Annotated in this window: 12 protein-coding genes; 9 read left to right on the top strand and 3 right to left on the bottom strand. The window is 46.9% G+C overall.

Annotated features, from left to right (window positions below; translation table 11 throughout):
• The first annotated feature begins 68 nt into the window (after positions 1-68).
• The 8 genes from CSD97_RS06985 (at position 69) to glmM (ending at position 9,834) form a co-directional block, all read left to right on the top strand.
• Complete coding sequence (locus tag CSD97_RS06985; protein WP_005830050.1) at positions 69-632, top strand: L-threonylcarbamoyladenylate synthase; 564 nt, start codon at positions 69-71, stop codon at positions 630-632.
• 8 nt (positions 633-640) lie between these two features.
• The gene (locus CSD97_RS06980; RefSeq protein WP_005830052.1) at positions 641-2,431 is read left to right on the top strand and encodes a chloride channel protein; all 1,791 of its coding nucleotides are present in this window, start codon (positions 641-643) and stop codon (positions 2,429-2,431) included.
• Positions 2,432-2,604: 173 nt separating this feature from the next.
• Entirely contained in the window at positions 2,605-3,576 is a 972-nt protein-coding gene (gene fmt, locus CSD97_RS06975; RefSeq protein ID WP_098032155.1) for a methionyl-tRNA formyltransferase, read from the top strand.
• Positions 3,577-3,841: 265 nt separating this feature from the next.
• Positions 3,842-4,492 carry a ribulose-phosphate 3-epimerase gene (gene rpe, locus CSD97_RS06970; RefSeq protein ID WP_005830060.1) on the top strand — a complete coding sequence of 217 codons (651 nt, stop codon included), beginning with the start codon at positions 3,842-3,844 and terminating at the stop codon, positions 4,490-4,492.
• Between the two features lie 58 nt (positions 4,493-4,550).
• Positions 4,551-6,587, top strand: a complete 2,037-nt coding sequence (locus tag CSD97_RS06965; protein WP_098032154.1) for a ComEC/Rec2 family competence protein — start codon at positions 4,551-4,553, stop codon at positions 6,585-6,587.
• Positions 6,588-6,673: 86 nt separating this feature from the next.
• Positions 6,674-7,711 (top strand): bifunctional oligoribonuclease/PAP phosphatase NrnA, encoded by a 1,038-nt coding sequence (locus CSD97_RS06960; protein ID WP_005830066.1) that lies wholly within the window; start codon positions 6,674-6,676, stop codon positions 7,709-7,711.
• Between the two features lie 103 nt (positions 7,712-7,814).
• Positions 7,815-8,420 carry a DUF4827 domain-containing protein gene (locus CSD97_RS06955; protein ID WP_005833312.1) on the top strand — a complete coding sequence of 202 codons (606 nt, stop codon included), beginning with the start codon at positions 7,815-7,817 and terminating at the stop codon, positions 8,418-8,420.
• A 25-nt stretch (positions 8,421-8,445) separates the two neighbouring features.
• On the top strand, positions 8,446-9,834 hold the full coding sequence (glmM, locus tag CSD97_RS06950; RefSeq protein ID WP_098032153.1) for a phosphoglucosamine mutase: 1,389 nt from the start codon (positions 8,446-8,448) through the stop codon (positions 9,832-9,834).
• Positions 9,835-9,911: 77 nt separating this feature from the next.
• On the opposite strand, the gene CSD97_RS06945 is transcribed toward glmM, so the two are convergent.
• Positions 9,912-10,415, bottom strand: coding sequence for an NUDIX domain-containing protein (locus CSD97_RS06945; RefSeq protein ID WP_098032152.1), 504 nt, complete (start codon positions 10,413-10,415; stop codon positions 9,912-9,914).
• Positions 10,416-10,420: 5 nt separating this feature from the next.
• Positions 10,421-11,650, bottom strand: a complete 1,230-nt coding sequence (locus CSD97_RS06940) for an S-adenosylmethionine:tRNA ribosyltransferase-isomerase (protein ID WP_098032151.1) — start codon at positions 11,648-11,650, stop codon at positions 10,421-10,423.
• Positions 11,651-11,777: 127 nt separating this feature from the next.
• Between CSD97_RS06940 and CSD97_RS06935 the strand changes: the two genes are divergently transcribed.
• Positions 11,778-12,908, top strand: coding sequence for a DUF2027 domain-containing protein (locus CSD97_RS06935; RefSeq protein ID WP_098032150.1), 1,131 nt, complete (start codon positions 11,778-11,780; stop codon positions 12,906-12,908).
• Between the two features lie 59 nt (positions 12,909-12,967).
• Here CSD97_RS06935 and CSD97_RS06930 read toward each other — a convergent pair whose 3' ends face one another.
• The gene (locus CSD97_RS06930) at positions 12,968-14,446 is read right to left on the bottom strand and encodes a serine/threonine-protein kinase (protein WP_005833302.1); all 1,479 of its coding nucleotides are present in this window, start codon (positions 14,444-14,446) and stop codon (positions 12,968-12,970) included.
• Positions 14,447-14,456 lie beyond the last annotated feature (10 nt).

Below are 14,456 nucleotides of genomic sequence, written 5' to 3'. Positions count from 1 at the left end.
AACTTTGTTTATAATCGCTGCAAAAATACTATTTTTGCGTGTTAATCCGTGAACTTATATATCAAGAAATGATAGAAGACATCAAAAAAGCCTGCCAGGTAATGAGCGAGGGCGGGGTAATTCTGTATCCGACAGATACGATTTGGGGTATAGGTTGTGACGCTACCAATGAAGAAGCGGTGCGCCGTGTATATGAAATCAAGCAACGCTCTGACAGTAAGGCGATGCTGGTATTGGTAGATTCTCCGGTAAAGGTGGATTTCTATGTGCAGGATGTTCCGGAGGTTGCCTGGGATTTGATAGAACTGGCTGACAAGCCCCTTACCATAATTTATTCCGGAGCGCGTAATCTGGCTCCTAACTTGCTTGCCGAAGATGGTAGTGTAGGTATCCGTGTCACCAGTGAGGCATTTTCAAAACGGCTTTGTCAGCAGTTCCGCAAGGCGATAGTCTCTACTTCTGCCAATGTCAGCGGGCAACCGTCTCCCGGTAACTTCAGTGAAATAAGTGAAGACATCAAGTCTGCGGTGGATTATATAGTAGGATACCGCCAGGAGGAAACGGGACGCCCGAAACCGTCCAGTATCATCAAGTTGGGCAAGGGCGGAGTCATTAAGATTATTCGCGAATAAAAGGAAAAATGGCAGAGGACAAGAGGAGTTTGTTGCAGCGCTTCATCATATGGCGCGAAAAGAATATCAAGGAAAAGCGGTTCATACTGATTCTCAGTTTTCTTGTAGGTATCTTTACGGCATTCGCCGCACTGATACTGAAAGTCATCATACACTGGATACAGAACTTCCTGACGGATAATTTCAATGCGACGGAAGCCAACTACCTTTATCTGGTCTATCCGGTAGTGGGTATCTTCCTGACCGGATTGTTTGTCCGCTACGTGGTGAAGGACGACATCAGTCATGGTGTTACCAAAATCCTATACGCCATCTCGCGGCGGCAGGGACGCATCAAACGGCATAACACTTGGTCGTCCATCATAGCCAGTTCCATTACCATCGGTTTCGGTGGTTCGGTCGGGGCAGAGGCGCCTATTGTGCTGACGGGTTCGGCTATCGGTTCCAATCTGGGAACCATCTTCAAGATGGAGCATCGTACGCTGATGCTATTGGTGGGATGTGGTGCTGCCGGTGCGGTTGCAGGCATTTTCAAGGCGCCGATTGCCGGTCTGGTATTTACGCTGGAGGTACTGATGATAGATTTGACAATGTCCTCCTTGTTGCCGTTGCTGATATCTGCGGTGACGGCTGCAACTGTTTCCTATATCGTGACGGGTACGGATGCCATGTTCAAATTCCATCTGGACCAAGCTTTCGAACTGGAGCGTATTCCGTATGTCATTATGCTGGGTATCTTCTGCGGATTGGTTTCCCTTTATTTTACCCGGGCCATGAACTCTGTGGAAGGCGTGTTCGGAAGGTTGAGAACTCCCTATAAGAAACTGATAATGGGCGGTGCCATGCTGAGTATCCTGATATTCCTTTTCCCACCGTTGTATGGCGAAGGTTACGATACGATAGAATTGTTGCTGAATGGGATGAGCAATGCCGAATGGGACACGGTGATGAATAATTCCTTCTTCTACGGGCACGGCAATCTGTTGCTGATATACCTCATACTGATTATTCTGTTCAAGGTCTTTGCCTCGAGTGCCACGAATGGCGGGGGCGGTTGCGGCGGTATCTTCGCACCTTCGTTGTATCTGGGTTGTATTGCCGGTTTTGTCTTTTCACATTTCAGCAATGAAATAGAGATGACGGCTTATCTGCCCGAGAAGAACTTTGCCTTGATGGGAATGGCGGGGGTCATGAGTGGGGTCATGCACGCTCCGCTGACCGGCGTGTTCCTCATAGCCGAGCTTACGGGAGGATACGACCTGTTTCTGCCACTGATGATTGTTTCCGTCAGTTCTTATCTTACCATCATCATGTTCGAGCCTCATAGTATCTATTCCATGCGTTTGGCCAAGAAAGGAGAACTGTTGACGCACCATAAGGACAAGGCCATCCTTACCCTGATGAAGATGGAGAATGTGGTGGAAAAGGATTTTGTGACCGTGCATCCCGAAATGGATTTGGGCGAACTGGTAAAGGCCATTTCTGCCTCGCATCGCAATGTCTTTCCCGTGACGGATAAGGAAGGGGTGCTGATTGGCATTGTCTTGTTGGACGATATCCGGAACATTATGTTCCGCCAGGAGTTATATCATCGCTTTACGGTGGGAAAACTGATGACTTCGGCTCCGGCACGTCTGTATGATACGGACAGTATGGAGCGGGTGATGCGTACCTTTGATGATACGAAGGCGTGGAATCTGCCGGTGGTGGATGCGGAAAACAAATACTTGGGCTTCGTGTCCAAGTCGAAGATATTCAACTCGTACCGTGAAGTATTGGTACATTTTTCAGAAGACTGAGGACTTTTTGGTATTTACTATTTTACTATTTACAAGTTACTATTTGCCGTTCGGGGTGATGGGGCATTGTAAATCGCAAAGAAGATGCTTCGTACATTGTAAATGGTAAATTGTAAATGGGCAAATGAGCTGCCTCGCAAATGGTACATTGTAAATGGTAAACTGTAAATGAAATGGTGGAAAAGAAGAATTTGAGGATTGTATATATGGGTACTCCCGACTTTGCGGTGGAGGCTCTTCGTTGCCTGGTAGAAGGAGGCTACAATGTGGTGGGTGTCATTACGATGCCCGACAAGCCTGCCGGACGGGGACATAAACTCCAGTTTTCTCCGGTGAAGCAGTATGCACTGGAACATAATCTTCCGCTTCTTCAGCCGGAGAAGCTGAAGGATGAGGCTTTTGTGGAGGCGTTGCGTGCATGGAAGGCCGATTTGCAGATAGTCGTTGCCTTCCGCATGTTGCCGGAGGTGGTATGGAACATGCCGCGATTGGGCACCTTCAACCTGCATGCTTCCCTGCTTCCGCAGTATCGCGGCGCAGCCCCCATCAACTGGGCGGTGATTAATGGTGATACGGAAACGGGCATCACCACTTTCTTCCTGAAACATGAGATTGACACCGGTGAGGTTATCCAGCAGGTACGGGTACCCATTGCCGATACGGACAACGTGGGTATCGTCCACGACAAACTGATGCTGTTGGGCGGTCGCCTGGTGGTAGAAACCGTAGATGCCATTCTTGCCGGTACAGTGAAAAGTATTCCTCAAGAAGAAATGGCCGTCGTGGGTGAACTGCGTCCGGCACCGAAAATCTTCAAAGATACTTGTCGTATTGACTGGAACCGCCCGGTGAAGCGTATTTACGATTTTATACGCGGTCTTTCTCCCTATCCTGCCGCTTGGACGGAGCTGGTCCAACCCGGTGGAGAATCTGTTGTGGTAAAAATCTTCGAGACGGAGAAAATAGGGGAATCCCATCAACTGGTTCCCGGAACCTTGCAGACAGACGGGAAGACCTATATCCGCGTTGCTGCCGAAGATGGCTTTGTCGGCATCTGCTCCCTCCAGCTTCCGGGCAAGAAGAAACTGAAAACGGATGAACTGTTGCGCGGCTTCCGGTTGACGGAAGGATACGTGATGAAATAACTGATTGTCATTCAATGACTTCCTACTGCAAACTTACTGCATACCTTTTGCAGCGTCACTGCAAACCGCTTTGCAGTGTTGCTGCAACTAATATGCAGTGTGACTGCAACTGCTTTGCAGTGCTACTGCAACACGTTTGCAGTGACGCTGCAAAAGGTATGCAGTAAGTTTGCAGTGAGAGTTTTGATTTCCAATGTTAGGCTGAATTAAATCTTTTCTCTATATTTGTACATAACAAAGTTCGTAAACTTTAGAACATAACATTATGAAACCAATCATATCCCCTTCTATTCTCTCTGCCGATTTTGGTTATCTGGCACGAGACATTGAAATGATTAACGAAAGTGAGGCTGAGTGGGTACATATCGACATCATGGACGGTGTGTTTGTCCCCAATATTTCTTTCGGATTCCCGGTACTGAAGTATGTGGCAAAACTGTCGCAGAAACCTTTGGATGTGCATCTGATGATTGTACAGCCGGAGAAGTTTATTCCGGAGGTGAAGGCTCTGGGGGCACATGTCATGAATGTGCATTACGAGGCTTGTCCGCATCTGCACCGTGTGGTGCAGCAAATCCGCGAAGCAGGGATGCAGCCGGCGGTAACAATTAATCCGGCAACTCCCGTATCCTTGTTGAAGGATATTATTAATGATGTATACATGGTGCTGATAATGAGCGTAAATCCTGGCTTCGGCGGACAAAAGTTCATAGAGCATTCTCTTGATAAAGTGCGCGAGTTGCGTGAATTGATTACGGTTACCGGTTCGCAGGCCTTGATAGAAGTGGACGGTGGCGTAAACTTGGAAACCGGTTCGCGTCTGGTAGAAGCTGGAGCAGATGTACTGGTGGCAGGCAATGCCGTTTTCTCGGCTCCCGATCCGAAGGAGGCCATCCGTGCATTAAGGAATCTGTAATCCGTCTTCTGGATTGATAATCGACAGCTGGCAACGGCATCCTTTCCTTCGACTGTTGATGCCGTTGGTAGTTGGTATTTTGTGTGGAGATGCGTTTCCACACGTGCTTTCTGCATGGGAGTATGTGGCAGGTTTTCTGCTTTTTCTTTTTATTATAGGTAGATACAAGCATACCGGATGGGTGTATGGAGCGGCGGTATACCTTTTCTTGGGTGGTACGGGGGGCTGCTTGATGAGTTGGCAGCAGGGAAAGACGGTATTTCCCTTTTCGGGCAAAACTGCTGTTTATAGGGTTTGTATCCGTGAGCATCCAGAAGAGAGGGAGCGCAGCATATTGTGCAGGGTTGCCCTGCTGGGAGAGGTAGAGAAGGATACAGTTACGGGTTGCCCCCGGAATCATCTTTTTCTGGCTTATTTTCCGAAAGATTCTGCTACGGCCACTTTGCGCCGTGGTGATGAGTTGCTGGTATCTACCCGGCTTGCTCCTCCGGCGAACAATGGTAATCCCGACGAGTTTGACTATGCTCGCTACCTGAGGCGGAAAGGTTATAGCGGCACGGTCTACGTGGCTGACGGACATTGGCGGAAGACGGGGCATGATGCCTCCCGCACTGTCAGCCAGGTAGCACTGGATTATAGGGCGAAAGTAGTTGGCTTATACCGGAGTTTGGGTTTTGAAGCTGATGAATTGGCGGTACTTGCTGCGTTGACAGTGGGAGATAAAGAGGAACTGAGCGATGATATTGTGGAGACCTACTCCGTCTCGGGAGCCAGCCATGTACTGGCACTTTCGGGATTGCATATAGGGTTTCTGTATGCTTTGCTCTTGTTTGTGCTTCGTCCTTTGTGGAGGCGATGGCGGCGGTTGAAACCTTTGTTGCTTTTGCTTCTGGTCCTTTTCTTGGTGAGTTTTGCTTTTTTCACGGGATTGTCTTCCTCGGTGGTGCGGTCGGTCGTCATGTTCTCTTTGTTGGCGTTTGCCGGTTTGCAGCCGGAAAAGCCGCTGACTCTGAATACGCTGGCGGCAACTGCTTTCCTGATGCTGCTGTGCAAGCCGGTCTGGTTGTTTGATGTCGGTTTTCAGTTGTCATTCTCGGCGGTTGCAGCTATTGTACTTGTACAGCCTAAGTTATATGCCCTTTGGAAGGTTGACAATCGTTTCCTGCGATATTTGTGGGGACTTATGACAGTGTCTGTGGCTGCTCAGCTGGGCACGGCCCCTTTGGTCATTTTCTATTTCTCCCGTTTTTCCACTCATTTTCTGTTGACTAATCTTTGGGTAATTCCCATGGTGTCACTCGTTCTGTATTCTGCTGTCTTTCTGTTGATGCTTACGCCGCTGCCTTTTGTACAACATCTGTTTGCAAGGGTAGTAGAGGCATTGGTACATGTCCAGAATGAAGTGCTCCGCTGGATAGAGCATCTTCCCGGCGCTGCTGTTGATGATATTTGGCTGGATATATGGGGTGTTTTGCTCGTCTATCTGTTCTTGGGGATGGCATATTATGGCTTTCTACGCCTTACGGTACGTAGAGTATGCTTTGCGTTGCTGGCATTGTTGGCAGTGGTTTCCTGGCATTCCCTTTCCATCATGTCCAATGCTCCCCGGCAGGGGATTGCTTTTTATAGCGTGAGAGGCTGTCCCGTTGTCCATTGTATGGCAGACAACCGTCATTCTTGGTTGGCATGTGCCGATAGCTTGCCGGATATGCCGCGTCTGTGCCGTGCCCTTTCTCCGCATTGGAGCCGCCTGCATCTGGAGACTCCCCGACTGGTTGCCGGAGATTATACAACTCCCGGCTTATCCATGCGCAACCAGATTGTCTCTTACGCCGGTAAGCGCATCTGTCTTCTTTCCGACAACCGTTGGAGAAACAAGAACTCTTCCCGTCCCCTTTCAGTTGATTATCTGTATGTCTCCAAGGGGTATCAAGGTGGGGTAGAGGAACTTACTTCACTCTTTTCCATGGGCATGGTGGTGCTTGACGCTTCTCTTTCAGACTATTATCAGAATAAGATTGCCAATGATTGCGTTCGCTTAGGTATTCCCTATCTTCTTCTTTCTCAAAAAGGTTCTTACCGCATATTGTTATAAATCACAAACTTTTCGTACTTTTGCCCCTTCAATTTGTTATAAACGCCAAATAGTAAATAGTCAATCGTCAAATAGTAAATAAAAATATGTTGACCAAAGTAATAGAACAATCCAAGATAGACCATTTCACCAAATGGTTTGACCGTGCAGACAAGATAGTAATCGTTTCACATGTGGGTCCCGACGGGGACGCCATCGGCTCTTCTCTGGGCTTGTGGCACTTCTTCAGCTCGCAGGGAAAGACGGCGAATGTTATTGTGCCGAACGCCTTTCCCGACTTCTTGAAATGGATGCCCGGGAGCAAGGACGTCCTTCTGTACGACCGCTACAAGGAGTTTGCCGACAAGCTGATTGCCGAGGCGGATGTCATTTGTTGTCTGGACTTTAATGCTATCCATCGTATAGATGCCATGGGTGACGCTGTTCTTGCATCCCCGGCAAGAAAAATACTGATAGACCATCATCTCCATCCGGAGGATTTCTGCAAGATTATCATTTCCCATCCGGAGATATCCTCCACTTCGGAACTGGTTTTCCGCCTGATTTGCCGTATGGGCTATTTCAGTGACATTTCAAGGGAAGGAGCAGAGTGTATCTATACGGGTATGATGACGGATACCGGCGGGTTCACCTATAATTCCAATAATCGGGAAATCTATTTCATCATCAGCGAACTGTTGTCGAAAGGTATTGACAAGGACGAGATTTACCGTAAGGTGTTCAATACTTATTCAGAAAGCCGTTTGCGCCTAATGGGATATGTCTTGTCACAAATGAAGGTCTATCCGGACTATCATGCAGCCTTAATTTCTCTGACTAAAGCCGAACAAAGCCAGTTCGACTATGTGCGTGGAGATAGTGAAGGGTTTGTGAACATTCCTTTAAGTATCAAAGGGGTGATTTTCTCTTGCTTCCTGCGTGAAGATACGGAGAAGCCGATGATAAAGATTTCTTTACGTTCGGTCGGTACATTCCCCTGCAATCAGCTGGCTGCCGAGTTCTTTGGCGGCGGCGGTCATTTGAATGCTTCCGGCGGTGAATTTTATGGAACGATGGATGAGGCCCGCAAGGTCTTTGAGCAGGCTTTGGAGAAATACAAACCGCTGCTGAATGCCAAAGGATAAAAAAAGTTCAGTTGTAAAGGTTAAAAGTTACGAACTTTCTATCCGCAGCTTTCAACTTTCAAGGAAATCAGATACTTTTGTACGAAATTACTAAATAACAGAAATGAAGAAACTTACTTTATTCTTTTTTGCCTTACTTGCAGTTTGTTTAGCCTTCCAGGCATGCGATAATTCTAAAACTTATGCCGAAATGCTTGAGGAAGAAAAAGATGCCATCAAAGCATTTATCAAAGACAGTAGCATTGTCGTTATTTCTCAAAGTGAGTTCTATGCGCAAGATTCGACCACGGATGTAAGCAGGAATGAGTATGTGCAGCTGGCAAGCGGGGTATATATGCAGATTGTGGATAAAGGTTCGACGAATCCTGCGGATACAATAAAACCGAATGATTTGGTTTTGGTGCGTTATGAAGAGCTGAACTTGCAGTCTGGATATTTAATGTCTAATCTGGATATACCGATACCAGATTATTTGGATGAATTCAAATATACAGTTACCTCGTCATCTATTGCCGGAATTTTCATAAAGGGTTCTATGCGTCTTGCCTATGGTACGTCTGTGCCTGCTGGCTGGCTGGTGGCTTTGAAGTACGTTCGTGATAGGGCGCATGTGAAATTAATCGTTCCTTCTAAAATGGGGCAACAACAAGCTATGGAGAGGGTTTATCCTTGTTACTATGATATTCATAAATTCCAAATTTGGAACTAACCTATAAATTTTAAATCATTAACCTATGACTCTAATCAAATCTATTTCTGGAATCCGCGGAACTATTGGCGGTGGTGCTGGCGAGGGATTGAATCCGCTCGACATTGTGAAGTTCACTTCAGCTTATGCTACCTTGATTCGCAAGACGTGTACTGTAAAAAGTAACAAAATTGTAGTGGGACGTGATGCCCGCATTTCCGGTGAGATGGTCAAGAACGTAGTAGTCGGTACCTTGATGGGTATGGGCTGGGATGTAGTGGACATTGATTTGGCTTCTACTCCGACTACCGAGCTGGCTGTAACCATGGAAGGTGCCAGTGGAGGTATTATTCTGACTGCCTCACACAATCCCAAGCAGTGGAATGCGTTGAAACTGCTGAATGAAAAGGGCGAATTTCTGAACGCTGCCGAAGGCCAGGAAGTACTCCGCATTGCCGCCGCCGAAGAATTCGACTATGCCGAAGTGGACCAACTTGGCTCGTACCGTCAGGATTTAAGCTACAACCAGAAACACATCGACAGTGTATTGGCACTTGACCTCGTAGATGTGGAAGCTATCCGAAAGGCAAACTTTCGTGTTGCCATCGACTGTGTAAACTCTGTGGGCGGTATCATATTGCCGCAGCTGCTCGAGCAGCTTGGTGTTCAGCACGTAGAGAAGCTCTATTGCGAACCGACCGGTAACTTCCAGCATAATCCCGAGCCTCTGGAAAAGAACTTGGGTGACATCATGAACCTGATGAAAGGGGGGAAGGCAGACGTTGCATTTGTTGTAGACCCTGATGTAGACCGCCTGGCAATGATTTGCGAAGACGGCAAGATGTACGGTGAAGAATATACGCTGGTTACTGTTGCCGACTACGTATTGAAACATACTCCGGGCAATACGGTATCCAATTTGAGTTCGACCCGTGCCTTGCGCGATGTAACCCGCAAGTATGGGCAAGAATATTACGCTTCCGCCGTAGGTGAAGTGAATGTAACTACCAAAATGAAGGAAGTAGGTGCCGTTATCGGTGGCGAAGGAAACGGTGGGGTAATCTATCCGGCCAGCCACTATGGACGTGATGCCTTGGTAGGTATTGCCTTGTTCTTGAGCCATCTGGCACACGAAGGCAAGAAGGTGAGCGAACTCCGTGCATCCTATCCTGCATACTTCATGGCAAAGAATCGTGTAGACTTGACTCCTGAAACAGATGTAGATGCTATTCTTGCCAAGGTGAAGGAGCTGTATAAGAATGAAGAAATCAATGATATAGACGGTGTGAAGATTGACTTCCCCGACAAATGGGTTCATCTGCGTAAAAGCAATACGGAACCGATTATCCGCGTTTATAGTGAGGCCGGTACACCAGAAGCTGCCGAGGAAATCGGTCAGCAGATTATGAAGGTGATTGAAGACCTGGCAAAATAAGACTGATTGTAATGACTGTTATATGTCCCACTTTTCTTTTGGAGAGTGGGACTTTTTTTAGGGAGTATTTATTGCTGCTACAATTCGATGACTTTCTCTATCTCTTCTTCAAAGTTTGGAGTAAAGACTTCCTTGCCTATGCTTTTTTTGATTTCATCAATGCTCCAGAAACGTCCTCCGTCCAGCTCGTCACTGGGATGTATTTCACCGTCGTAGACCGTTTTGTGTACGAAGACCAGTTCCTTTTCGCGGGCAGACTCGAAGACATAATGCAAGACGGTTTCGGGAACAAAGTCGGTAATGCCGAGTTCTTCGCGTACCTCGCGTTTCAGCGCCATCTCTACACTTTCACCTAAATCGACGTGTCCGCCTACGGAGGTGTCCCACTTCCCCGGTTGTATGTCTTTCCATTCGGGACGTTTCTGCAGATACAGCTCACCTTTGGAATTGAATACATGAAGATGGATTACCGGATGCAGCAGTTTGCTACCGTTATGGCATTCGCCACGGGTGGCGGCACCTATGATGTTGCCTTGTTCGTCGACAAGGGGGAACATCTCTTGATTGTTATCGTGGTTCATTGTGTTTAGGGTATTAATAATGATGAATCTCCATAGCTCAGAAAGCGGAAATCATGTGCCAGTGCATAGTTATAAATCTTCTGCCAGTCGCCGTGTACGAAAGCTGATACGAGCAGCAGCAAGGTGCTTTGCGGTTGGTGGAAATTAGTCACCATAGCCTTCACGATTTTGTATTCATATCCCGGGGCGATGATGATTTGAGTGCTGGTATGCAGAGTCTCCATACTATGCTTGTCAAGATAGGCGACAATGGCTTGCAGGGCTTCTACTGCAGGGGTGGTGGCGGCCTTGGCAGACATTTCATAAGGTTGCCATTGGTGGACGTGCAAGTCTTCCTCTGTGGCTTCTGGATTATTCAGTAAAGTGACTCCGATGTGATAAAGGCTTTCCAATGTGCGCACTGAAGTTGTTCCTACGGCCACTGCCTTGCCGCCGTGTACTATGAGTTTTTCCAATGTGTTGCGCGAGACAGAGATGTATTCCGTATGCATTTCGTGCCCTTCTATTTCTTCACTTTTCACCGGTTTGAAGGTTCCGGCTCCCACATGGAGTGTCAGCTCTTCCAATTCTACTCCTTTATTGCGCAATGCGTCCAATACGCGTGGGGTGAAATGCAGTCCCGCTGTAGGGGCAGCCACCGAACCTTTGATTTTGGAGTAGACAGTCTGGTAAGTCTCCTTGTCACTTTCCTGGGTCTCCCGGTTCAAGTAGGGGGGGATGGGCAATTCACCGAAGACCTCGAGAATGTCGGCAAAAGTCACTTCCGGATTATTCCAGCGGAAGTTTATCCAATGGCTGGTTCCGTGGCATTCACCCCGTTCGGCGGTCAGGGTGAGTGACTTGCCTTTCACGGTCATCTCACGTCTCAGCATGCCTTCCTTCCATTTTTTCAGGTTGCCGACCATGCAGAGCCAGGCGGCATGCTCGGTTTGCTGGAAGTTGAGGGCGTAGTCGTTCGGCTGTATGGGTTCCAGGCAGAATACTTCAATCAGTGCTCCCGTTTCTTTCCGGAAATGCAGGCGTGCTTGGATGACTTTGGTATTGTTGAATATCATCAGGCTTCCCGATGGCAGATACTCCGGCAGTGAAGTGAATCTGTCTTCTGAAACTTCTCCGTGGCGATACAATAACAGTTTGGACTGGTCACGTACGGACAATGGGAACTTTGCAATGCGTTCGTCCGGCAACGGGTAGTTGAATTCGCTGATTCTGATATGTCTGGGGTCTTCTTTCATGATGGCTTTCTCTTTATTATATCGGCTGCAAAGGTACGGATATTTGGGAAGATTTGAAGAATAAGGGAAATAATTCCTAACTTTGCAGGAAGAAAGTAGGAAAAGACAAACTAAAAGATAAGTTACTATGAAGATAGGAGATAAAGTTCGTTTCCTCAGCGAAGTTGGGGGCGGTGTTGTGACAGGATTTCAAGGGAAAAACATCGTGTTGGTGGAAGATGTCGACGGTTTTGACATACCGATGCCCATAAACGAATGTGTGGTGATAGAGACCGATGATTATAATATCCCCACTCCGGCAGCCAAAGCGGCTGCCAAGAAGAAGCGGGAAGAAGAGCAACAATTGCGCACGGCCGCTACTGCGGCAAGGCCGTCTGCTATGGAGTCTCAGGTTTCAGAGCCTCAATCGGTCCGTTTGGAGAAACCGCAGATATCTGTTTATCGTCAGCCCGAGATGAAAGGTGGAGATATCCTGAATGTCTTTCTGGCCTTTGTTCCGGAGGATATCAAGGCTGTCAGCACTACACCTTTCGAGGCATATTTGGTGAACGACAGTAATTATTATATGTATTACACCTATTCGAGTGCCGAAGGAAAGTCCTGGACAGCCCGTTCGCATGGTTTGATAGAGCCGAATACGAAACTTCTGCTGGAGGAGTTCGAAAAGTCCGAGTTGAACGACCGTGAACGTGTGATGGTACAGCTGGTGGCATTCAAAGATAACCGTGCGTTCACAATGAAACCGGCTGTCAGTGTGGAAGTCCGCATAGATATGGTAAAGTTCTATAAACTGCATACATTCCAGCAGACGGTTTTCTTTGAAACACCGGCCTTGGTGTATGATATTGTCCGGAATGACCAGCCTGTCAAGCAGGTGTATGTTTCGGCAGAGGAACTGAAGGAGGCTTTGATACAGAAAAAAACGGCAGATACTCCGTCCAAACCGCAGACGGTCATCAAGCGTGGCGGCAAGAATGGGATTGTCGAGATTGACCTGCATATCGGCGAGTTGCTGGATGACACCTGCGGTATGAGCAACAGCGAAATATTGAATTACCAGCTGGATAAGTTTCGTGAAGTGATGGAACAATACAAAAAAAGGCGCGAACAACGCATCGTCTTTATTCACGGCAAGGGAGATGGAGTGCTGCGTAAAGCCTTGCTGGACGAGCTGAAACGTAAATATCCTGACTGCCGCCATCAGGATGCTTCGTTCCAGGAGTATGGATTTGGGGCGACGATGGTGACGATTAAATAAAATCAAGTATTTGAATAGTGAATAGGGCAGTTCAAACGTTGGAATGCCCTATTCATTATTTATAGTCTGACATTGACTCTTGTATTTTTTCTTATGTGTATTTCTTGAGTGGAAGGATTGGACTGCATCATTTCTGATTCTATTTGCTGGATTGCTCTTTTGGCTTTGTGTACAAACCTGCCTTTGGGATATTTTCGCAAATATTCTTCGTAATCTGCTACCGACTGGCAACTATAGAAGAGGCGTTCTTCATTTTCTCTTCTGACTTCTCTTATATCAGTAATGGGAAGAACTGGCTGTGAAGAAGGTTGTGGATGTGGGTGGACAATCTGTTTTTTAGGTTCCTCTTGGAACTGTTCAAGTTTTGCAGTATCCGTTTTTACCGAGTCCATAACGATGTTTTCTTCTCTATTTATTGGGGAGATTGGATTTACCTTGTTTCCCAAAAATTGTTTTATAAAGTTTGCATGAGATGAGGAGGGGTATTCTTTTAGAAAATCTCTGTAGTCTTCTTCTGTACGGCATGCAGCGTACTTGCGCTCTTCTTCAAGGTGTCTAAAGTATATGGAACCTCCTTTGACAAGCAATAGAATCAATACTATACCAAGGCCGGTCCATCCTGCTATGCGTTTATGCATGTTCGAAGGACAGAACTTTTCTTTAAGGCGTGGTGATGTTGTTTTAGGAAAAAGTGGAGCAATAGGCTTCAGCTGTACTGAAGGAGAGTCTGTCTTTGTTTGTTTTAGTATGGAGCAAGCAAACTCATAGGCTTGTTGGGCTGTGGGGCGGTCCCAAGTGTTGAGGGCAAGGCATGCGTGAACAAACTGGGACAATTGGGAAGAATATTTCTCATCTAATGCTGGAATATGTGCACCATTCAGTTGGACACAACCTCCCATACCTTCCCATAATACAAGACCAGTGGATAATTCATAAACACTCATCCCTAAAGACCATATATCGCTGGTAGCCACAATCAGTGGTTTCTCTGCAAAACGTTCTGGTCCCATATAGGCAAGTGTTCCGGAACTTTCTACTTTGTTGATACTTTTACGAAAAGTATGCTCCAGTTTACGGCTGATGCCAAAATCTGAGATGATGAATTTGTCATCATCCCCTATCAAAATATTATCGGGTTTTATATCTTGATGAATGATAGGAGGATTCTGATTATGAAGAAACATCAATCCGCATGATACATCGCGTATGAAGCGCCAGATTTGCTTTTCAGACATTTTGCCTTTCAAGCTCGCTGAGGACCCTTTGGGACAGTAAGGCATTACCAAAAAAGGGCACTGTCCAAAAACATCAAAATGATTAAGGTGCAGTAGATTGGGATGGTGTAATTTGTAGGCAAGTTTGAATTCTTCCCGGAAATCTTTTATGCCGTTGTCATCCAACAGTCCGTACAACTTTATGGCAACGTCTACATCTGCCAATATATTTCGGGCAAGCCAGACTTCACCAAAGCTTCCGACTCCTAATAGTTTCTTCAGCTGATAGTGTTCAGCAAATATATCACCATTTTTCAGTTGCATAGTTTCACAA

The sequence above is a fragment of the Bacteroides sp. AR29 genome, from assembly GCF_900217715.1.
Taxonomy (GTDB): Bacteria; Bacteroidota; Bacteroidia; order Bacteroidales; family Bacteroidaceae; genus Bacteroides; species Bacteroides uniformis.
The sequence above is the reverse complement of the archived record's forward strand: the minus strand, read 5'-3'. Positions and strand labels throughout refer to the sequence as shown.